This window comes from Brachyspira sp. SAP_772, from assembly GCF_009755885.1.
Classification (GTDB): domain Bacteria; phylum Spirochaetota; class Brachyspiria; order Brachyspirales; family Brachyspiraceae; genus Brachyspira.
Map to the genome: position 1 here is coordinate 910869 of NZ_VYIX01000002.1, position 20104 is coordinate 930972.

24 protein-coding genes and 1 tRNA gene are annotated in these 20104 nt (G+C 26.8%); 12 read left to right on the forward strand and 13 right to left on the reverse strand.

The genetic code is table 11. From position 1 onward, the window contains the following. Positions 1-458 precede the first annotated feature (458 nt). Positions 459-791, reverse strand: coding sequence for a helix-turn-helix domain-containing protein (locus GQX97_RS09215; protein WP_115599641.1), 333 nt, complete (start codon positions 789-791; stop codon positions 459-461). 122 nt (positions 792-913) lie between these two features. On the opposite strand from GQX97_RS09215, the gene GQX97_RS09220 reads away from it, so the two are divergent. After that, positions 914-1471 carry a flavodoxin family protein gene (locus GQX97_RS09220; RefSeq protein ID WP_157151644.1) on the forward strand — a complete coding sequence of 186 codons (558 nt, stop codon included), beginning with the start codon at positions 914-916 and terminating at the stop codon, positions 1469-1471. A gap of 291 nt (positions 1472-1762) precedes the next feature. On the opposite strand, the gene GQX97_RS09225 is transcribed toward GQX97_RS09220, so the two are convergent. From GQX97_RS09225 to GQX97_RS15155, 3 genes are all read right to left on the reverse strand, one after another. Beyond that, positions 1763-2443, reverse strand: coding sequence for an HAD family hydrolase (locus GQX97_RS09225; RefSeq protein ID WP_157151645.1), 681 nt, complete (start codon positions 2441-2443; stop codon positions 1763-1765). Between the two features lie 9 nt (positions 2444-2452). Next, a complete protein-coding gene (def, locus tag GQX97_RS09230; RefSeq protein ID WP_157151646.1) occupies positions 2453-2986 on the reverse strand; it encodes a peptide deformylase in 534 nt (177 codons plus the stop codon). 475 nt (positions 2987-3461) lie between these two features. After that, the gene (locus GQX97_RS15155; protein WP_368666564.1) at positions 3462-3629 is read right to left on the reverse strand and encodes a hypothetical protein; all 168 of its coding nucleotides are present in this window, start codon (positions 3627-3629) and stop codon (positions 3462-3464) included. A gap of 113 nt (positions 3630-3742) precedes the next feature. Here GQX97_RS15155 and GQX97_RS09235 point away from each other — a divergent pair, with 113 nt between their 5' ends. The 6 genes from GQX97_RS09235 to GQX97_RS09260 all read left to right on the forward strand — a co-directional run bounded on the left by GQX97_RS09235 (position 3743) and on the right by GQX97_RS09260 (position 9512). Next, on the forward strand, positions 3743-4450 hold the full coding sequence (locus tag GQX97_RS09235; RefSeq protein ID WP_157151647.1) for a hypothetical protein: 708 nt from the start codon (positions 3743-3745) through the stop codon (positions 4448-4450). After that, positions 4447-5139 (forward strand): hypothetical protein, encoded by a 693-nt coding sequence (locus GQX97_RS09240; protein WP_157151648.1) that lies wholly within the window; start codon positions 4447-4449, stop codon positions 5137-5139. Before GQX97_RS09235 ends, GQX97_RS09240 begins: the two co-directional genes overlap by 4 nt. 3 nt (positions 5140-5142) lie before the next feature. Next, positions 5143-6339 (forward strand): MBL fold metallo-hydrolase, encoded by a 1197-nt coding sequence (locus GQX97_RS09245; protein WP_157151649.1) that lies wholly within the window; start codon positions 5143-5145, stop codon positions 6337-6339. A gap of 23 nt (positions 6340-6362) precedes the next feature. Further along, positions 6363-6530 carry a hypothetical protein gene (locus GQX97_RS09250; RefSeq protein WP_157151650.1) on the forward strand — a complete coding sequence of 56 codons (168 nt, stop codon included), beginning with the start codon at positions 6363-6365 and terminating at the stop codon, positions 6528-6530. A gap of 441 nt (positions 6531-6971) precedes the next feature. Further along, a complete protein-coding gene (locus GQX97_RS09255) occupies positions 6972-8168 on the forward strand; it encodes a PAS domain-containing sensor histidine kinase (RefSeq protein WP_157151651.1) in 1197 nt (398 codons plus the stop codon). Positions 8169-8171: 3 nt separating this feature from the next. Beyond that, positions 8172-9512: a sigma-54 dependent transcriptional regulator gene (locus GQX97_RS09260; protein WP_157151652.1), complete on the forward strand. Its 1341-nt coding sequence runs from the start codon at positions 8172-8174 to the stop codon at positions 9510-9512. 192 nt (positions 9513-9704) lie between these two features. On the opposite strand, the gene GQX97_RS09265 is transcribed toward GQX97_RS09260, so the two are convergent. The 8 genes from GQX97_RS09265 to GQX97_RS09300 all read right to left on the reverse strand — a co-directional run bounded on the left by GQX97_RS09265 (position 9705) and on the right by GQX97_RS09300 (position 14573). After that, positions 9705-10169, reverse strand: a complete 465-nt coding sequence (locus GQX97_RS09265) for a PTS glucose transporter subunit IIA (RefSeq protein ID WP_157151653.1) — start codon at positions 10167-10169, stop codon at positions 9705-9707. Positions 10170-10257: 88 nt separating this feature from the next. Further along, positions 10258-11325 (reverse strand): DNA replication/repair protein RecF, encoded by a 1068-nt coding sequence (gene recF, locus GQX97_RS09270; protein ID WP_157151654.1) that lies wholly within the window; start codon positions 11323-11325, stop codon positions 10258-10260. Positions 11326-11403: 78 nt separating this feature from the next. Then, positions 11404-11691, reverse strand: a complete 288-nt coding sequence (locus GQX97_RS09275; protein ID WP_157151655.1) for a putative quinol monooxygenase — start codon at positions 11689-11691, stop codon at positions 11404-11406. Further along, positions 11684-12280: an aminoacyl-tRNA hydrolase gene (gene pth / locus GQX97_RS09280; protein WP_157151656.1), complete on the reverse strand. Its 597-nt coding sequence runs from the start codon at positions 12278-12280 to the stop codon at positions 11684-11686. Before pth (GQX97_RS09280) ends, GQX97_RS09275 begins: the two co-directional genes overlap by 8 nt. Next, the gene (gene pth, locus GQX97_RS09285; RefSeq protein ID WP_157151657.1) at positions 12277-12876 is read right to left on the reverse strand and encodes an aminoacyl-tRNA hydrolase; all 600 of its coding nucleotides are present in this window, start codon (positions 12874-12876) and stop codon (positions 12277-12279) included. The genes pth (GQX97_RS09280) and pth (GQX97_RS09285) overlap by 4 nt, the downstream gene beginning before the upstream one ends. A gap of 25 nt (positions 12877-12901) precedes the next feature. Continuing rightward, on the reverse strand, positions 12902-13498 hold the full coding sequence (locus GQX97_RS09290) for a 50S ribosomal protein L25 (RefSeq protein WP_157151658.1): 597 nt from the start codon (positions 13496-13498) through the stop codon (positions 12902-12904). Positions 13499-13524: 26 nt separating this feature from the next. After that, the gene (locus GQX97_RS09295; RefSeq protein ID WP_157151659.1) at positions 13525-14478 is read right to left on the reverse strand and encodes a ribose-phosphate pyrophosphokinase; all 954 of its coding nucleotides are present in this window, start codon (positions 14476-14478) and stop codon (positions 13525-13527) included. Positions 14479-14501: 23 nt separating this feature from the next. Beyond that, positions 14502-14573, reverse strand: a tRNA-Gln gene (locus GQX97_RS09300). Between the two features lie 254 nt (positions 14574-14827). Here GQX97_RS09300 and GQX97_RS09305 point away from each other — a divergent pair. The 4 genes from GQX97_RS09305 (at position 14828) to GQX97_RS09320 (ending at position 18633) form a co-directional block, all read left to right on the forward strand. After that, positions 14828-15211 (forward strand): RidA family protein, encoded by a 384-nt coding sequence (locus tag GQX97_RS09305; RefSeq protein WP_157151660.1) that lies wholly within the window; start codon positions 14828-14830, stop codon positions 15209-15211. A 99-nt stretch (positions 15212-15310) separates the two neighbouring features. Then, positions 15311-16168 carry a DUF368 domain-containing protein gene (locus GQX97_RS09310; RefSeq protein WP_157151661.1) on the forward strand — a complete coding sequence of 286 codons (858 nt, stop codon included), beginning with the start codon at positions 15311-15313 and terminating at the stop codon, positions 16166-16168. 86 nt (positions 16169-16254) lie between these two features. Then, on the forward strand, positions 16255-17577 hold the full coding sequence (locus tag GQX97_RS09315) for a M48 family metallopeptidase (RefSeq protein WP_157151662.1): 1323 nt from the start codon (positions 16255-16257) through the stop codon (positions 17575-17577). 15 nt (positions 17578-17592) lie between these two features. Continuing rightward, positions 17593-18633 (forward strand): tetratricopeptide repeat protein, encoded by a 1041-nt coding sequence (locus GQX97_RS09320; RefSeq protein ID WP_157151663.1) that lies wholly within the window; start codon positions 17593-17595, stop codon positions 18631-18633. A 50-nt stretch (positions 18634-18683) separates the two neighbouring features. Here GQX97_RS09320 and GQX97_RS09325 read toward each other — a convergent pair whose 3' ends face one another. Then, positions 18684-19049, reverse strand: a complete 366-nt coding sequence (locus tag GQX97_RS09325; protein WP_157151664.1) for a helix-turn-helix domain-containing protein — start codon at positions 19047-19049, stop codon at positions 18684-18686. Between the two features lie 252 nt (positions 19050-19301). Here GQX97_RS09325 and GQX97_RS09330 point away from each other — a divergent pair, with 252 nt between their 5' ends. Next, entirely contained in the window at positions 19302-20102 is an 801-nt protein-coding gene (locus tag GQX97_RS09330) for an undecaprenyl-diphosphate phosphatase (protein WP_157151665.1), read from the forward strand. Positions 20103-20104 lie beyond the last annotated feature (2 nt).

The following is a 20104-nucleotide window of genomic DNA, read 5'->3' on the forward strand; positions in this document are numbered from 1 at the left end:
TCAATTTTTTGTTGCTGTCATTCTTAAAACATTCTGTTGTTTTGATTAGGATGTAAAAAATTTTATTCTTATATACTTTTCTTAAACTATAACTTATAATATGTAAATATAATCTAATAATGCAGTCTTTTTGGTTCTTTGTGACAACAAAAGAACTGGGGGTGCGGGGGCTAGTCCCCGCAAATAATTAAAAAAATATAGTTTTTAGAAACTTAAAATTTTTAGTCTACATTTCCGCACGTTGAGCTTGCTTAAAAATATAATTAAAATTGTTTTATAAAATTATTAATATTTGTTGTTTAGTTTACCGTGCGGCAGAGAATGTAACAAATTTAAAAAAGTCTTGGATGGGGGCAAAAATTAGAATTTAAAGCAAAAAAGAATATTAATGCAAAATTAAGAGTGAACACAGCAAGACTATAGGGTGGGGAATACTAAATAAAATTTTTTAATATATATCATTTTCTGTTTTTCTCCCCCCATATACATATAGCATCTAATATAGGTATTAAAGATTTTCCTCTTTTTGATAAGCTGTATTCTACTTTAGGCGGTATTTGAGGATATTCTTTTCTGCTAATTAAATCATCTTTTTCTAATTCTTTTAAAGTTACGCTCAACGTTTTATGAGATATGCTTGATATTATTCTTTTTAATTCATTATATCTTACAATTTTTAATTCTGATAATATATATAGTATTATCATTTTATATTTACCAGATATTAAAGACATTGTATAAGCGAATCCTGTATCTTCCATATATTTTTCTTTTAAATTATCTTTTTTCATAAAAATACACCTTTATACTTTACTTTTAGTTAGTATATAACATTTTTGTTAGTACTTGATTATAATAATATATAACACTATAATTATAATATCAATAGTTATTTTATAAACAGGAGTAAAAAATGAAAAAAATAGTAATATTAAATGGAAGCCCAAGATTAAACGGCAACACTTTTTCTTTAATAGAAGAGTTTACAAAGGGTGCTAAGCTTAATGGAAATGATATAATGAGATTTGATTTAGATAGAATGGATATACATTGCTGTAAGGGTTGTTTGAAAGGAGGTAAAAATCCAGATAGCCCTTGTTCTCAAAAAGATGATATGTTAAAAATATACCCGCATTATAAAGAAGCAGATATACTTGTTTTGGCTTCACCTATGTATTATTGGGCTTTTTCTGCTCAATTAAAGATAGCTATAGATAGATTATTTGCTGTTACAGAAATAGACCCGAATTATAAAACTCCGTATAAAGAGTGTTTTATGCTTATGGCAGCAGAGGGAGATGATGAAAATAATTCTAAGCCTGTTATAGAATATTATCATTACTTATTAAATTATCTTGGATGGAAAGATTTGGGATATTTAATAGCTGGAGGAGTGTTTAATGTTGGAGATATTAAATGTAAAAAAGAATTATTAAACAAAGCATTTGAAATGGGAAAATCTATATTATAAAAAATTAAAGAGGGGCTTTTGTTTAATCAAGGGTCTCTCTTTTTTTAAAATTATTTACACTCCCCGCCCTATAAGGTTTATTGTTTTAATTAAAAATAGAACATTCATTAATTTTATTGCTTTATTAAAAGAAGCACTCCCACCCTAGTTTTTATTAGTTTTTTGAATTTTCACTCCGCACGTTTAGCTTGCTTAAAAACATAATTAAAATTATTTTATAAAATTATTAATATTTGTTGTTTAGTTTAGCGTGCGGTAAATAATACAGCAAATTTAAAAAAGCAGCAAATTTTACTTGTTGTAACCTAATACAAAATCTTCCACTTCTTTGAAACTGTTTATATAATAATCATTTTTAAGGTCTAATAAAGTTTGTTTGTCTGTGATGCCGTATAATGCAATTAATACTTTTATGTTAGCATTTTTTGCAAACTCATAATCTGGAATGCCGTCTCCAACCATAATGCTTTCTTCTTCTATTAGACTATAGTCTTTTTTTAAATTGTACCAAATATTTATATCTGGCTTTCTGTAAGGATATATTCCATCGCCTATAACAGCTTTGAAATAATTAAATATATTTAGTTTTTTTGCTGTTGTTATTGTTATCTCGTTTGGCTTGTTTGATATTATAAACATATTAATATTGAGTTTATAAAGTGTTTTAAGTGTTTCTAATACATTGTCATAAAGCTTTGTATTTTCTGTAGAGTGTTTACTATAATAATCAATATAAAAGTTATACACATCATTTTCTATGCTTTCTAAATATTTTTTGTTGTATTTATCAGAAAAATGATTTAACACTCTATTTATTAAAAGCCTAGCACCATTGCCCACATATTTTTTTGTGTGTTCTATATCTAAACTTGGGAATTTGATATATTCCAAAGTTTTGTTTACACTTGCATTTATATCTGGAATGGAATCTATCAATGTTCCGTCTAAATCAAATATTATATTTTTAATCATAATATATTTTTATGCTGAAACAGTTTTTTTATGAGTGTTTCTAAGTTCTTTTAACTCTTTTTTTAATCTTCTTTTTTGATATGATTCAAGCCTATCTATAAAAGTAATTCCATTAGTATGGTCTATTTCATGCTGAAGAACTTTAGCTATATAATCTTTAGCTTCTAATATTTGCTCTTTATTTTCTTTGTCTATATATTTTACTTTTATTTCTTTGTATCTTGCAACCTCATCGCTTATTTTAGGAAAAGATAAACAACCCTCTTCTAATATTTCAGTCTCCTCTCCATGCCAAATTATTTCAGGATTAATTAAAGCCAACTTAAAATCAGGTTTAGTCTCATCATCAAAATCAGGTACAGATATTACTATTACTCTTTTTAATACTCCCACCTGTACAGCAGCAAGCCCAACACCATTAGCTTTATACATAGTTTCAAACATATCATCTATTAAAGTTAAAATCTCTTCATCTACATTTTCAACATAAGATGATTTTTGCTTTAATCTTTCATCTCCATAAATCACTAATTCTCTAATCATATATTTTTTATACTCCTCGTAAAATCCGCTTCTTCTATTAATAATAGTTATTATATAATAATAAACTTTTTATTTATAGTCAAGTTCTTTTTATAATTATATTGTCATGAAGCTATAGATATTGTACTTTTTCTTACTATAATATTTTTGATTCTATCTTTGATTGTAATACAACCTAACAGAGAAATCGATCTGAATTGTTATAAAAGTTAGTATATTATCCTAATTTTTTGTTTTAATAATTTTACAGTTATATTTTTATTTAATCGTAAGAAAAATTTTTTCATATATTCCGTGTAGCATTTCTGCAAGTCTGTTATATCTTGGTGCTGCTATAGAAATATATTTTCGTTCTAATTTCATTTTATAACAATATTTATCAAAAATATTTGTAAATTTTTTTGACCTTATGCTATAATTTTTAATAGTTCATGCAGTTTTATATTTCTTAAAAATGATTGACAAAAATATCAATTTATAATATGATATCTATTATGATAAAAAATGTAATTCTTAATCGCATCGCATCGCATCGCATCGCATCGCATCGCATCGCATCGCATCGCATCGCATCGCATCGCATCGCATCGCATCGCATCGCATCGCATCGCATCGCATCGCATCGCATCGCATCGCATCGCATCGCATTAATTAAAACTTTTTATTTAAAATATTTTTTTAAGTGCATTTACAACTTTTTTAATTGCTCGGTTTTGATATTGCAAAAATATTTAACTTTAATATAAGGATTATATTATGGGCAGAGGATATACTGAAAATCAAATTATAGAAATGGTAAAAGAAAGTTCAAAGAATATGTCTGAATTTTATAAAAAAGATTTTATTAATTATAGAGGAAAAACTATAGATACGAATAAAGAATATACAGAGGTAGTTTCAAAATGGCTTATAGAGAATATCTATTTATTAAACAAAATAGAAAAAATAACTCGTTTTTCTTCTTATAAAGTTGATACACATGATGGTATTCCCGATAACGATAATTCAAATCGTGAAGAGGAATTGCTGGCAATGGAATTGTTTAGAATCAAAGAGCTTCCAATTGTAGGAAAAATTATAGATTATCAAACTCCTTTAAAAAACAAGAGAAGCGATAGAGCAGGAAAAATTGATATTATAAGTATAGATGAAAATAAAACCGTACATATTTTGGAACTAAAAAGAGAAGACAGCAAAGAAACAATGCTTAGATGTGTTTTAGAAGCTTATACATATTTTAAAACTATAGATACGGAAAAATTTTTGGATGATTTTAAATTGCCCACTGATTCTATCATTGAAGCGTCTCCATTAGTATTTTTTGGAGGATATCAACATAAAGAAATGCAGGATATAGATAATTGCAAATATTTAAAAGAGTTGATGAATAAACTAGACATTGTTCCATTTTATATTAAAAAACAAAATAATTATAACATTATAAAAGGATGGATTATATTATGAAAGAAGTAAATGCTGAAACTATTTTTGGCGGTATTTTTGGTCTTGTATCGATTGTTGCAGCCGTAATGGAAATGTATTTTAGCGGATATGAAATGACGTCTATAGCCGGTGCCGTAAAAGATATATCTGCAACTATGGTGGCAGTAATGGTGTTGCTGTTGATTTTTAGAGATTTTTTTAGTAAAAAAATTAATATAAATTTTGAAGATAGATTTAAAAATAAACTGGATAGTTGGGCTCAAAATAACAGAACTATCATAAAAAAGAGCGATATAGATAAACAAGGCTTTTATGGTTATGATATGTTTACAGACATGAATAATTTTTATAAAGGAGCTAATTTCTCAAAAAATTCTGGATGGTTTGTAAGATTTCCTGAAATAAAAGAAAGTAATTATAACAGAAATGATATAAAAATAGATTTTCATTTAAATAAAGGCACTTTCTTTGAAGGTTTATTATTGCAACCTGAGGAATTAGAAGAAAGATATGAGAAAATAGCTTCTAACATTAGAGATTTTATATTTAAATTATATAGCAATAAGATGTCTGAAGCATTTTATAAAAATCAGACTATAACTATTATAATGTCAAATAAGATACAAACTGATGAAGAAATTGATTCTTTAATAAATATTTTAGACAGCATGATTAAAGCGTATTTGGTTTCTGCAAATATAAAGTTGTAATATATGCATATTCGTATTATTAGAGGACAAAATCAAATAGGAGGAAATATAATAGAGGTTAGTACAGAAAGTACTAAAATAATTCTCGATGTTGGAATTGAGTTGGATGAGAAAATTCCAGATGTTCCTTTGGTAAATGGATTATTTCAAGGTGAAGCAAATTATAATGCTGTTTTAATTAGCCATTATCATGGAGATCATATAGGGTTGATTAATAATATATTGCCGAATATCTCTATTTTTATGGGTGAAAAAGCCTATAATGTTTATAAAACTTCAATGGAATATTTGAATAATGATACAGTTGAAATATCAAATTTTTTTCGGTCTGAGAAAGAATTTTATATAGGAGATATTAATATAAAACCTATATTATGTGATCATTCTGCTTTCGATTCATATATGATATCATTATTTTCTAAAAATAAAAAAATACTTTATACAGGAGATTTCAGAGCGAGCGGAAGAAAAAGCTTTTACTCTTTACTGAAAAGGCTTGATAAAGTAGACGTTTTAATAACCGAGGGAACTACTCTTTCAAGAGAAAACTTTTATTCATATACAGAAAAAGACTTGGAAAAAAATGCCGTGGAAACTATACAAAACAATAATTATCCTGTTTTTGTATTAATGCCTTCTACAAATATCGATAGAATAGTTACATTTTATAAAGTAGCTATAAAGACTAATAGAATATTTTTGCAGGATACCTATATGGCAAGTATAACGGCAATAGCAGGAAATAATATACCAAATCCAAAAGATTTTAAAAATGTACGGGTATTTTTAACCATGCCTAGTAATAAAAATTATGAAATATTAAAATCGTATAGAGATAAAAAAATAGGCAGGAAGGGAATAGCAAAAGAAAATTTTATTATGTGCGTAAGATCTTCAATGAAAAGTTATTTGGAAAAATTATCAAATGAAATTTCTTTTAACGGAGGTATTCTCTTTTATTCAATGTGGAAAGGTTATTTGGAAAATGAGGATATGAGTAATTTTATAAAATTTATGGAAAATAAAGGAGTTGAAACTGTTTATTTACATACGAGCGGACATGCGGATGTAAATGCCATAGACAATTTGATAAAAAGAACCGAACCTAAATATATAATTCCCATTCATACGGAGAATTCTAAATGGTTTGAAAAATATAAAAATTGTGAAATTATTTATGATAATCAATTTAATTTTTAATAATATAAATTTTGGAGGGCAAAATGCTTACAGAAATTAAAATCAAAACTATAATGAAAGAAGTTGACAAAAACAATAAGGATATGATCAAAATTTTTGAAAATATCGATAAATTTATTGCGGATCAAAGAAGACAGATTGAAAAAATAGAAAGAGAAAACGAAAAATTGATGAGAGAGCTTTCTAGATAAAAAATTAATACATTTAATTTATATAGCTGATTATTGCATTAATTTTAAGATATGAATATACTTGAAGACTAAAAAAGTTTATAGATTTTTATGTCTTCAAGTGTAGAGTATTTGAATTTTATATTGAATTGTTTAAGCGATTTATAATATATAAACTATATATCTATAATGGTCAAATATGTAATTTACTATTAAGAAAAAATTGTAGGCTGAATATATGATAATAGTCTTTTAATAAAAGCCACTAAATACTCCTCTTCTGTTCTTAAAGAATATGAATTTCATTATCATAATGCAAAACAAATGGTATTAATTGAAAGATTGAATAATGAAAATTTTTTAAATATTTATTTCAAGAAGCTTATAAAGAATTATAAAATGAAATAAATGTTTCTTTGTGTAAAGTATTGAAGTTTTTTATTTTTTTATTATACTTTTAGAATGAATAGAAGAAATCAATTTTTTGATAAGATAATAAAAAACTTCGATAAAGTATCGGACATAGAAAAGAAAAGAATAATTGAAAGACTTGCTTTACTGTCAAATTCTCAAAATATCATAATAGAGAATTTGGAAGAAGGCATAATAGCAATAGACATAAACGGTATAATTCAAGGTATAAATAAAAAGGCATGTTTTTTCTTATCTATTCCAAGAAACTCAGAAGATAAAGCAATTTCAAAATGTATAAATAATACAGACATAGGAAGATTAATATTAGAACTATTAGAAGCAAATAACACAGATACCAAAATTATAAAAGATGATAAAAATGACAGAATGCTTCAAATAGATATTTTGCCTCTTGGAGATTCTGGAATAATTATAGGAACTTTAATAAAAATATTTGATATTACAAAAAGTTATGAATCTGCTCAAAAACTCAAACGTGCTGAGCAGTTAGCTTCTTTTACAACACTTGCTGCAGGGGTTGCTCATGAAATAAAAAACCCTCTAGGCTCTATTTCTATATATGTGCAGTTGATAGAAAAAATTATTAAAAAAAATATGGATAATGATTGCCAATGTTATAATGAGTTTAAGGATTATTGTAATATTATTAAAGAGGAGATTAGCAGGCTTGAAGATACTATTAATTCATTTTTATTTTCTGTGCGTAAATTGGTGCTTAATTTGGAAGATGTTAATATAAACTCTTTGATAATTTCTACTGTTGATTTTTTGAAATATGAAATAGAAAATAATGATATAAAAATAGATATAAAATTTGATATAGAGAATTTAATTTTAAAAATAGATGAAAGATATATAAAGCAATGTTTAATTAACATAATACAAAACTCAATAGATTCTATTATAGAAAAGAAAAAGCACAAAGAGTTTAAATTAGATGAGAATAATATATTAATAAAATTAAAGCTAATAGACAATAATGCTGTAATATCAATTAAAGATACAGGAATTGGTATAAAAGAAGAGGTGTTATCAAAAATATACGAGCCCTATTTTACAACCAAAAGAAACGGCACAGGTTTGGGGCTTACGAATGTTATACGAATAATAGAGGCACATAATGGCAGTTTTAATATAGAAAGCGAATATGGAATTGGAAGCGAGGCTATTATTAAGCTGCCGTTGATGCTTGAGAATCAAAAATTTTTGGAGAGTGATTTTTAATTTATGCCTAAGATATTAGTTATAGACGATGAGAAAAACATAAGAGACGGTATAAAGAAGTCTTTAGAGTATGAGGGTTATGAAGTAGTTACGGCTGAAAACGGAGAGAAGGGAATAGAGACAGTTTATAAAGGCGGAATTGATTTAGTTATCACAGACTTAAAAATGCCTGAAAAGACTGGAGAAGAGTTTTTGCATGACATACTAGAGTTTGATAAACATATACCAGTTATAATACTTACAGGGCATGGCAATATAGAGACCGCCGTTGATATGATGCGTCTTGGTGCTTATGACTTTATGACTAAGCCTTTTAATATTGACAAAATGCTTCTTATTATAGCGAGGGCATTAGAAAATAAAAACATAAAAAAGACAAATGAAACATTAGAAAAAAGAGTAGACTATCATGAAAGTTTTTATGGAATGATAGGCCATAGCAGTAAGATGCTTAAAGTGTATGAAGCAATAAAACAAGTTGCAAGAACAAAGGCTACTGTGCTTATAGAGGGCGAAAGCGGAACAGGTAAAGAATTAGTTGCTAATGCAATTCATCAAATATCAGACAGAGCCAAACAACCGTATATTACAGTAAACTGTGCAGCACTTTCTGAGGGTGTTTTAGAGAGTGAGTTATTTGGGCATGAGAAAGGTTCTTTTACAGGTGCAATAGACAAAAAAATAGGTAGGTTTGAGGCTGCTAATAAAGGCACTATATTTTTAGATGAGATAGGGGAGATTAATCAGGTTGTTCAGGTAAAACTTTTGAGGGTGCTTGAAGAGAGGGTGATAGAGAGGGTAGGTTCTAATACTCCTATTAATGTTGATATTAGGGTTATTGCTGCTACAAATAAAAAATTATTAGATGAAGTGAAAGAGGGTAGGTTTAGAGAGGATTTATATTATAGGCTTAATGTTATAAAAATAGAGATGCCTCCTCTTAGAGAACGCAGAGAGGATATACCTTTGCTTATAGATAATTTTATCAAAGAGTTTTCTCAGGTTCATAATATAGAGATTACTAATGTAGATAAAAAAGTATATAAATTATTATCTTCTTTAAATTGGGACGGTAATGTACGTGAACTTAGAAACACTGTAGAGACTATGGTTGTGATGTCTAAAGATGGTAAGATAGATGAAAGTAATATTCCTAATTGGGTTTTAAACTCTAGCGGGGATGATTTTGTAATAGACAAAGAGATGACATTAGAAGAACTTGAGAAAAAATATATAAATCATCTTTTAAGTAAAAATAATTTTAATAAAGCACAAGTAGCAAAGATTTTAGGTATAGAGCGTGCAACGCTTTACAGGAAGCTTAAAGATTATAATGTTGATTAATAGGTGTATATACTAAAAATTTTTAAATTTATCAAAATACAAATATTGTTTTATATTTTTAAATATTCCTAATATTTATAGTAAAAACATTTGCACTTTTTGCAACTTTTTGCGGCGGGAAAAAGTTGAATAAAAAATTATATAATAAAAGGGACTTTTAAAAGCCCCTTATAATTTTATTTTTTCAAAAAATTATTTCACAGCTGTCATTATAATGTCGCCTGTGCTTACTTCTCTTGGATCTGTTTTTGTGAGAGATTTTAATTCGCCGTAATTTGACATTATTATAGGAGATGTTATATCATATTCTTTTTCAACTTCTTCTTTTTCAAACTCTATAAGTAAAGTACCTGCTTTTACTTTATCTCCTTCTTTAACATGAGCTTTGAAATATTTACCGCCAAGTTTTACAGTATCCATTCCTATATGTATTAATATTTCAACCCCCCCAGATAATAAACCTATAGCATGATTTGTATCTATCATAGTAATAATTTCACCATCTACAGGAGCATATACTTTACCTTCAGAAGGTACAATAGCCATTCCGTCTCCAAGTGCTTTGCTTGAAAAAGCTTCATCTTTCACTTCTGTAATATCAATTAATTTTCCATTAATAGGTGCTTTTATTTGAATTTTTTTAGAGAATAATCCCATATATAACACTCCGTTTTCATTGATTATTTATAGTAAGTTTAACATAAACAATTATAATGTAAAGAAGTTTATTAAATAATATTTAAGATTAATTTCTTATGTTTACAATATCAAAGACTTTATCTTCCTGAAATTTTGAGAGTTTCTCTTTTTCTGTAACTGTGATAAATACTTGTCCTAATGTTTTTATATATTCTAAAATACTTTCTCTTTTTATATTATCAAGCTCAAGCATAGCATCATCTATTAATAGTATAGGAGATTTTTTTCTGTATTCATTTAATATCTTTTCGCTTGCAAGTTTCATTATAAGTGTAAGCATTCTCTTTTCACCTTGAGAAGAAAATTTTCTTGATAGAGAATCTTTATAGAAGAATTGATACTCTGCTCTATGTATTCCAAAATATGTAGTACGCATTTTTATTTGTTCTTTTATTGTGTTTTCTAGCTTTTTTACATACTCATTTTCATTTTCTATATCTTCTATAGTTGATAAATATTTTATTTTATAAGGATTATCATTTTTAAAAATAGTTCTATATATTTCATTCATCTTTTCTTCTAAAAGCATGGAATATTTTTTGTTTTCATTTGCAATATATAAAGATAATTTTGCTATATCTTCATTATAAATATTAGCATCATTTGGGCTTGTTGTTAAATAAATATTTCTCATTTTTAGAAGTTTATTGTATTTTATAAGAGATAAAAGATATTCATTTGAAATACTTGAGATTAGCATATTAAAATAATCTCTTCTAAGTTTAGGCTCTTGTGTTACCATGTCAGTATCATTCGGCAAGAATATAACATAAAGTATTTTACCTATTAAATTTTTTCTTGAAGGGATTTCTTTTTTATTTATAAATACTTTTTTTGTTTTTTTTTGATATACTATTTCTATATTAGTATCATAATTCAAATCATCTTCTTTGAATATTCCTCTTAAAAAATAATTATCATTTCCATATTTTATTAACTCTCTATCTAAGCGAGTTCTAAATGATATGCCATTTCCAAGAATATATATAGCTTCTAATATATTAGTTTTTCCGCATCCATTCATTCCATATAGAATATTAATATGCTTTGAAAACTCAAATGTATTTTCATTATAATTTCTAAAAGAACGCAGAGTGAGTTCTTTAAGTATCATAAATATCCTTAAATATAATAATTAATTTTAAGATTATACACTATAACTCTAAAAGTTTTAAGGTATTTAATTTCTTTATTATAAATCTATTTTTTTGTATAATGCAACGTCCATTTCTCCGTCAATAAATTCACCTAATTTAGGAACTATTGTTGTGAAATGAGTGCTGTTATTATGAGATTTTATAGCTTCTTCATCTCTCCACTCTTCTATAAAAGTTAAACATTTTCCATCTGTGCTTTCATAAATGTCATAAGCTATACATCCGCCTTCTTTTCTGCTTTCTAATATTAATTCTTTAGCTAGTTTTAAAAAATCTTCTTTTTTATCTTTTTTTACATAGTTTTTGGCAATAATTTTAATCATTGTTTATATCCTTATTATTTATTTTTTTATTATATTTATTTTGTGCTATAGTGTATGATTCGAATAATATAGTCTTTATAGCTTCTATTATATCTTTGCTTAAATCATTATCTATATTTTCTCTTTCACTTTTACTAAAAGAGGATAAAACATAATCATTAACTTTTTTTCCAAAACTAGGTCTTCCTATTCCAACTCTCACCCTAATAAAATCATCACTCTGTAATTGAGCTATTAGACTTTTTATACCATTATGTCCTCCGGAACTTCCTCCCTTCTTTATCTTAAAAGTTCCAAATGGTATATCCATATCATCATATATTACTATTATATCTTCTATTTTTACATTAAAAAATTTTGATATATAAACAGCGGATTCTCCAGATAGATTCATGAAAGTTTGAGGTTTTAATAGTATCAAATCTATATTATTATATTTTGTTCTTGTAAACAAAGATTTTTTTTTGTTGTTATCGAATTTGAGAGATATGTTTTCTGCTAATTTATCAATAATAATAAAGCCTATATTATGTCTATGATTTTTATATTCTTCACCCGGATTACCAAGTCCAATTACTAATTTAGTCATAGATACTTCTTTTTAGATGTTTTATTATTAGATTCAAATAAAATTTTACATATGGCATTAACTACATCGTCAGTTATATCTTTTATTTTTTTTCTTTCATCTTTTGTGAAAGGGGATAAAACGAAGTCAGCCATTTCTTGATCTTCTGTAGGTGTACCTATTCCAATACCAACTCTAGTAAAATTATTGCTTTTTAATGATTCTTCTATACTTTTTATTCCATTATGCTTTATAGGGCCTTCTTTCTCTTCATTATCATTATCATCTGTATCATTTTTAGCAACTACGAGTTTAAACTCACCCACAGGTATATTCATATCATCATATATAACAATAATATCATCAACAGCAATTTTCATGAAACTAGCCATATATAAAGCGGCCTCTCCAGAAAGATTCATAAAAGTTTGCGGTTTTAAGAGAAGATATTCAATTTTACCATATTTAGCCTTGCCAAATACAGTTTTCTTTTTTTTAATATCTAATTCTACATTAAGTTTCTTGGCAACCTTATCGAGTATCATATAACCAACATTATGTCTATGATTTTGATATTTACTTCCAGGATTGCCAAGTCCCATAACTAATTTCATCATAAAATAAGATTATCCTGTAATATTATTATGCTTCAGCAGCAGCACCTTTGTTAGGAGTATCTTCTTCTTGTGTAGTAACAACAGTAACAACAGCTTTAGAGCCATCGCCTACAGGATCTACACCTTCAGGGAATTTAATATCGCTTATGTGTAAGCTGCTTCCAACTTTAAGTTCTGTAACATCAATAGTAATTTCTCTAGGTATAGAACCAGGGAAAGCTTTTATAGGTAATTCATATTCAACTTGTTCTAATGTACCGCCGCCTAAACGAACGCCTTCAGGGGTTCCTTCAATATGAATAGGTACGAAAGTTTTGATTTTTTTGTTTCTATCTATTTCGTAGAAATCTATATGTCTGATAGTTCTTTTAATTCCGTCTAATTGATAGTCTTTAACTAAAACTTCTCTTTTTTGATCATTTTCTATATCTAAAGTAATAATATCATGCTGTCCTGCTAAAGAGAATATTTTTACGAATTCTTTTAATTCTACAGCAATAGAATATTCTTTGCCTCTTCCATAAAGTGTAGCTAAAGCATATCCGTCATTGATTAATTTACGGCCAACGCTTTTTTTAGTAGTATCTCTTTGTAAAGCTTTAATAGTGTAATTTTCACTCATTTTCATTTCCTTCAAAAAATAATGTTTTACTGATCAAATAAAACGCTTATAGAACGTTCTAAATGTATATATTTAATAGCATTAGCAATAACAGGAGCAACAGAAAGCACTTCAATTTTACTGCCTAATCTATCTGTCATTACTCTTAAGCTATCAGTAATATAAAGTTTTTCTACTTCACTAGCATTAATTCTCTCATATGCATCGCCAGAACATACTGCATGAGTTATAAAGATGTATATTTTTCTCATACCGGCATCTTTAAGAGCTTTAATACCTTTAAGTAATGTTCCGCCAGTATCAATAATATCATCTATAATAATAGCGTCTTTACCTTCTACATTACCAATAACATTCATAACTTCGCATTCATTAGCTCTATCTCTTCTTTTATCTATAATAGCGATGTCAAGATTAAGAGTTTTTGCTATAAATCTAGCTCTTCCTACACCGCCTATATCTGGAGAAACAACCATAGCATTTGATATATCTATATCCTTTCTTATTTTATCTAAGAAAACATTTTTAGAAAGCATATGATCTACTGGTATATCAAAAAAGCCCTGTATTTGAGCAGCATGCAAATCAAGAGCTAAAACTCTGTGAACACCAGAAGCTTGTAAAAGGTTAGCCACTAATTTAGCAGTTATAGGTACTCTAGGTTCATTTTTTCTATCTTGTCTAGAATATCCATAATATGGAATAACAGCAGTAATTCTTTTAGCACTAGCTCTTTTTAAAGCATCTATTACACAGAATAATTCCATCCAATTTTCATTACTAGATGGTCTTCCTGTAGGCTGAATTATGTATGTGTCTTTATTTCTAGCGGTTTCTTCTATTTGAACAAAGGTTTCACCATCGGCAAATTTGCGTATCTGCATATTACCTAATCTAATACCTAAATTATCAACAACATCTTTAGCAAGCTGAGGGTTAGCTGTACCGCTTAAAACTAATATTTCTTCTTCTATACCCATAATTACAACCACATTAAAGAAAGTTGGGGTGGGAGGATTCGAACCCCCGAATAAATGGACCAAAACCACTTGTCTTACCGCTTGACGACACCCCAGTATTGATTTTTTATTTCTAAAAGCTTATGAGTACTGAATTATACTACATAATAAAAAATTGTCAAGAGTATTTATGTATTAATTTTAATAAATATATTGTATATTTTATTAGATAATAGTAAATATATTCTATATTTTATTAGATAATAGTATGAACTTTTATATTATTTGCTTGATATTTTGTGAAAAATTATTATAATTCATTTGATAAAATGGTAATTAAATTTAATATTATAAAAAGGAGAATTTTTTTATGGAGAAAAAAATAATAAAAACGCATAAAGCACCTCAGGCTATAGGACCTTATTCTCAAGCTGTTAAAAGCGGAAATTTTTTATTTGCTTCAGGTCAAATACCGCTAGATCCTGTTAGCGGTGCTATGGCTGAAAATAATATTCAAGCACAAACTGAAAGAGTAATGGAGAATATTAAAGGTTTATTAGAATCTGAAAATTTGACTTTTGCTAATGTTATTAAAACTACTTGTTTCTTAAGCGATATGGCTAATTTTGCTGCTTTCAATGAAGTATATGCTAAATACTTTACAGAAAATCCTCCTGCAAGAAGCACTGTAGCTGTTAAGACTTTGCCTAAAGATGCTTTAGTAGAAGTTGAAATTATAGCTGTTGTAGAATAATTTTATTTTTTAAGCCATGTGTTTTTATGCATGGCTTATTTATTTAATCACTTTAATAAAAAAATAAATCGCAAAAAAAATCTAAACAAAGAGAATAAAATGAACATAAGAAATTATATATCTTACCTTATTAAGGGAATGGCTATAGGAGTTGCTAATGCTATACCCGGCGTTTCTGGCGGTACTATAGCATTTGTTCTTGGAATATATGAAAATCTTACTTATGCTATATCTACTTTGCCTACTGCTATTATTAAATTAAAATGGAAAGAAGTAGGGGAGAGCTTAAAAATATTAGTACCTGTTTTTTTGGGGGCTGCTATTTCTATAGTGCTTTTTCTAAATATTATTAATTATTTATTTCAATACTATCCTGTACCTACTAAAATATTTTTTGTGGGGCTTATACTTGGTTCTTTTCCTTTTATTACTAAAACAGTAGATAAATTCGATTTTAAAGTATTTATATCTTTCTTTATAGGTGCTTTTATAATGGCTATATTTGTTTATTTTGATATTAATAAGCCTGCTGGAGAAACTACTTATACTGGAGATTTTTCTATATTTTATGGAATTAAATTATTTTTATGCGGAATAGCTGCTGCTGTTGCTATGGTGATACCGGGAATATCTGGTTCTTTACTTTTATTAATATTGGGCGAGTATGAGAATGTATCTAATCTTGTATCTACTCTTACTAAAAATTTTGCTAATGTGTATCCATTAATATTTTTAGCTTTTGGAGTTGCTATAGGTATTTTTACTATTTCTAAACTTGTTACTATTATTATACAAAAACATAAGTCTATTTTATTTGGTTTTGTGCTTGGTATAATAGTTGTATCTTTTTTAAGTTTATGGCCTAATATTACAACATTAAGTTTGGGAATGCTCACAGCAACAGTTTTATCTATGTGTTTTGGTTTTTTAATTGCCATAGTTATGGAAAAAATATAAAGTTTTTTATTTATTTTTTTATAGTAGAGTATAAAATTTATAATATATGCATCCGAGTATTATAGTAGTACAAAGAGGATAATAAGATGAAAAGATTAAATAACAATAAATTATATCTATTATTAACTTTAGTATTAGTGGCTTTTGCATACTTATACACTAGTTTGATTGCACAGACCTCTTCTGACAGAATCAGCATGGAAAATTATAATGATTTGCCTAACTCTAGAAGACTTGTAACTAAACTTAATATTAAACATATAGAAGAAAATAAAGTGGAAGTAAGCTGGGTTGGTATATATCACCCAAATTTGATGTACTATGTTTATAGAAGTGAAGACCCTATATTAAGTAAAACAGTACTTACTAATGCAAAAGTAGTAGCTTCAACTAAAGCAACTAACGCCTCTACTACATATACTATCTATGACAATTTGCCTAAATATGATAAATATTATTATGCAGTTATATCATATATAGATAATATTAATTTTTATACTGCTACTGAAAATATGGATTTGATGCAATTTGAATATTATGATCCATTTAAAGATAATATCACTGATTTAATAGATATGACTAACGAAATAAATGATATTATTACCAATGAAATGCTTACGAATGATATTATTACTAATGATTTTGATACTAATAATACTTATTTTACAAATGATATGATTACTAATATAGTAAATAGTAATGATTTTTTAAGTTATTATCCTAATACTAACTTATTTGATACAAATTATAGTATATTGCCTCCTACTAATTATGTTGATCTCTATTACACTACTAATAGAATAGACTCAAATAGGGGAATAGTTTTTACTACAAATTATTACAATTATACAAATTATTATAATTATACTAACAATTATACTAATTACTATAATACTACTAAAATATATATAATTAATCCCACTAATGATTCATTGAGTAATGAGATTAATACTAATGATTTGAATATTAATACAAATGATTTTATTAGTACTAATAACTTTACTAATCAAAGTCGTATGATTGAAAATGTTACCAATGAGTTACAAGTTACTAGTTTTACAAATGATAAGAATGAGAATATAGTTAATGTTGAAATAAAAAAAGATAATACTACTAAAACAACACCAAAAACAACAGCACCTACTGAATATCAGAGATATAGTTCTGAATATCAGAGGGCTTTAACACAATTTAAGGCTAATAATTATGCAGGAGCTATTACAATTTTAGAGCCTATATCAAGAAAAAAAGTTGATAGTGCTTTATATTATGACATTAATTTATTACTTGGTAAATCTTATAAGAATGCTGGAAGAAAAAAGAATGCTTTAGATACATTAAAAAGAATAAGATCTATTAATCCTAATGAAGTTAATTTCTGGATTAATCAAGTTTTAAGTGATTTATAATAAAAAGGAGAGATTATGAAAACTTATGCAGCAGTTCTAGCTTCCGTTATTACGGTTGTAGCTATATTGATAGGTGTTTTTATTACTAAAGTTTCTACTTTATCTTCTCCTGAAAGATATTTCCAGAAAGGAAAAAGATATTATGAATTAGAAAATTATAATGAAGCTATCAATAATTTAAATGAGTATTTGTCTATAGACAGCAGATCAAAACCTGTTAGTAATGTAGCTGAGTCTTATTTTATTGTAGCTGATTCTTTAAAAAAGATGAAAAATTATAATTTAGCTAAAGAACGTTTATCTGAAATAATAGATGGTGTAGGTTTTGAGGCTTATCAGCTTGATGCTATAATAGCTTATGCAGATATAGCAAGATTGCAAAACAGTGCTGATCAATATATTATCACTAAATTGCAAAATAATTTAAAACCTTATGATAAAAGTTTAGCTTCAACTATAAATATGCAATATGGATATCAGTTGTTCTTTGAAAAGAAATATGGTGAAGCTTTAAGTTATTTTTTAAGATCAGAAGGTGAATTAGCTGTTTTGGGAAGAGCTAGAGTTTATTTTGCTATGAATGAATATGACAGAGCTTTTGAAATATATGAGGATTTCTTAAAGTATTATCATACTAGCATATATTATAATGAGGTTTCAAGAACTTATCTTATTCAAGTGCCTGCTATAGCTCATAGAATGTACGTTGAAAAGAATTATGTTAAAGCTAGGATGTATTATAACAAAATAGCTACTCTTTTCCCTAGAACAAAATATCAGGAAGAGGCTTTATTTAAAATTGGTGAATCTTATTATAATGAGAAAAATTATAATAGTGCTGTAGATTATTTTAATAGAGTAAGATTAAATAATGTTTACACTCTTGATGCTGAGGCTTTGCTTTATATCGGATTATCATACTTCAAAGTTGGAAGATATTCTGATTCTTATAAAGCTTTAGATACATTTGTTAATAACTATCCAGATAATCCAAATGTTTTAAGGGCAAAAGATTATATGGCAGCATTACAAGAAACATTATTAACTATTAATTAAGTAAATAGTTTATTGATATATAAAAAGACCTTTAGCAAATTAATTTTTGTTTAAGGTCTTTTTTTGTTATTCTCTGAGCTTGATAACTTATTTATATCATCTATTAAATTAGATATAATATCCAATTTATTAGATTCAACTTTTTTTAATTTCTCATAAGTATTTAAAAGTTTATCATCTCTATTTTCTAAATTGCTGCTTTTTATAGTTAATAGACTTTCTGGAGTTGTTTCTAAGGCTCTTGCTATTTTATTTAATCTTTTTACTGATATATTTCTATTACCAACTTCTATACCTTGTAAATATTTACTAGAAACTCCTGCTTGTTCTGCTAAGGCATCTATAGTCATTTTTTTGCTTTTTCTAAGTAATCTTATATTATAGCCTAAATTATATAGTAATATTTCATTTTCCATATATAAAATCCTTCTGTAATAGAATATTTTATATTATATGAATTTTTAATCTTTAAAAAAACAATATATAAGTTGTATATTACATAAAAATACCTATTTTTTGTTTTAAATGTAGTAACTCAATATTAAATACTTATTGTATAAAAATATTGTGTAGAGTTTACATAATTTTTTGTATTGTTTTTTAAAAACTATCCGAGAATTATAGTAGTATTATGTAAACAATATATAAATAATAGGGGTAGTTTTTTAATGGTAAAAGCAATTATATTAGGATTCATTCAGGCAGTTACGGAATTCTTGCCTGTATCTAGTTCGGGGCACTTAAGAATAGCTGAGACTTTTCTTAATTTTAATACAACAGAAAATATATTATCTTTTGAAATAGCACTTCACTTTGGTACATTTTTAGCTACTTGTTTAGTATTTCGTAAAGATATTATCAATGCAATAGTTGGATTTTTTTCTGGATTAAAAGACGTTAAATATTCAAGTAAAAATAATGAAGGTTTTAGAGTTGGGCTTATGGTAATTATAGCTTCAATACCTGTTGCTATAGTGGGATTATTTTTAGAGGAATATTTAAGTAATATAGACACTCAAAGAGTTGGGCTTAACCTTATTATAACTGGTTCTATACTGCTTCTTACAAAAAGAGCTGACAGAGGAATCAATAAAGATGCCCTTACAACAACATATTATAATGCTTTATTGATTGGCTTTGCTCAGGCTATAGCAGTTTTTCCGGGAATATCAAGGTCTGGTATGACTATAAGTACAGCTTTATTTTTGGGGCTTAACAGAGATTTTGCGGGTAGATTTTCTTTTTTAATATCTTTGCCTGCTATATTTGGTGCTTTGCTTCTTTCTTTAAAAGATTTAACTGATTTCAATATTACTTATGTAATAGTTGGGCTTCTTACTTCTTTTATATTTGGAATTATTGCATTAAAGTTTTTGATGTCTTTTCTTAAAAAAGGAAAGCTCTATTATTTTAGTTTTTACTGCATAATAGTTGGTTTAGCTGTGTATATATATTTTTTTAATGTTTAAAA

What these genes read in the sequence shown, in the direction of transcription:
- GQX97_RS09255 (WP_157151651.1), top strand. Translation starts at nt 6,972, where the DNA reads ATGAATAGAAGAAATCAATTTTTTGATAAGATAATAAAAAACTTCGAT.
- pth (WP_157151656.1), bottom strand. Translation starts at nt 12,280, where the DNA reads ATGACTAAATTAGTAATTGGACTTGGTAATCCGGGTGAAGAATATAAA.
- pth (WP_157151657.1), bottom strand. Translation starts at nt 12,876, where the DNA reads ATGATGAAATTAGTTATGGGACTTGGCAATCCTGGAAGTAAATATCAA.
- GQX97_RS09325 (WP_157151664.1), bottom strand. Translation starts at nt 19,049, where the DNA reads ATGGAAAATGAAATATTACTATATAATTTAGGCTATAATATAAGATTA.
- GQX97_RS09240 (WP_157151648.1), top strand. Translation starts at nt 4,447, where the DNA reads ATGAAAGAAGTAAATGCTGAAACTATTTTTGGCGGTATTTTTGGTCTT.
- GQX97_RS09290 (WP_157151658.1), bottom strand. Translation starts at nt 13,498, where the DNA reads ATGAGTGAAAATTACACTATTAAAGCTTTACAAAGAGATACTACTAAA.
- GQX97_RS09245 (WP_157151649.1), top strand. Translation starts at nt 5,143, where the DNA reads ATGCATATTCGTATTATTAGAGGACAAAATCAAATAGGAGGAAATATA.
- GQX97_RS09330 (WP_157151665.1), top strand. Translation starts at nt 19,302, where the DNA reads ATGGTAAAAGCAATTATATTAGGATTCATTCAGGCAGTTACGGAATTC.
- GQX97_RS09305 (WP_157151660.1), top strand. Translation starts at nt 14,828, where the DNA reads ATGGAGAAAAAAATAATAAAAACGCATAAAGCACCTCAGGCTATAGGA.
- GQX97_RS09320 (WP_157151663.1), top strand. Translation starts at nt 17,593, where the DNA reads ATGAAAACTTATGCAGCAGTTCTAGCTTCCGTTATTACGGTTGTAGCT.
- GQX97_RS09260 (WP_157151652.1), top strand. Translation starts at nt 8,172, where the DNA reads ATGCCTAAGATATTAGTTATAGACGATGAGAAAAACATAAGAGACGGT.
- GQX97_RS09310 (WP_157151661.1), top strand. Translation starts at nt 15,311, where the DNA reads ATGAACATAAGAAATTATATATCTTACCTTATTAAGGGAATGGCTATA.
- GQX97_RS09220 (WP_157151644.1), top strand. Translation starts at nt 914, where the DNA reads ATGAAAAAAATAGTAATATTAAATGGAAGCCCAAGATTAAACGGCAAC.
- GQX97_RS09215 (WP_115599641.1), bottom strand. Translation starts at nt 791, where the DNA reads ATGAAAAAAGATAATTTAAAAGAAAAATATATGGAAGATACAGGATTC.
- GQX97_RS09250 (WP_157151650.1), top strand. Translation starts at nt 6,363, where the DNA reads ATGCTTACAGAAATTAAAATCAAAACTATAATGAAAGAAGTTGACAAA.
- GQX97_RS15155 (WP_368666564.1), bottom strand. Translation starts at nt 3,629, where the DNA reads ATGCGATGCGATGCGATGCGATGCGATGCGATGCGATGCGATGCGATG.
- recF (WP_157151654.1), bottom strand. Translation starts at nt 11,325, where the DNA reads ATGATACTTAAAGAACTCACTCTGCGTTCTTTTAGAAATTATAATGAA.
- GQX97_RS09265 (WP_157151653.1), bottom strand. Translation starts at nt 10,169, where the DNA reads ATGGGATTATTCTCTAAAAAAATTCAAATAAAAGCACCTATTAATGGA.
- GQX97_RS09315 (WP_157151662.1), top strand. Translation starts at nt 16,255, where the DNA reads ATGAAAAGATTAAATAACAATAAATTATATCTATTATTAACTTTAGTA.
- def (WP_157151646.1), bottom strand. Translation starts at nt 2,986, where the DNA reads ATGATTAGAGAATTAGTGATTTATGGAGATGAAAGATTAAAGCAAAAA.
- GQX97_RS09225 (WP_157151645.1), bottom strand. Translation starts at nt 2,443, where the DNA reads ATGATTAAAAATATAATATTTGATTTAGACGGAACATTGATAGATTCC.
- GQX97_RS09235 (WP_157151647.1), top strand. Translation starts at nt 3,743, where the DNA reads ATGGGCAGAGGATATACTGAAAATCAAATTATAGAAATGGTAAAAGAA.
- GQX97_RS09275 (WP_157151655.1), bottom strand. Translation starts at nt 11,691, where the DNA reads ATGATTAAAATTATTGCCAAAAACTATGTAAAAAAAGATAAAAAAGAA.
- GQX97_RS09295 (WP_157151659.1), bottom strand. Translation starts at nt 14,478, where the DNA reads ATGGGTATAGAAGAAGAAATATTAGTTTTAAGCGGTACAGCTAACCCT.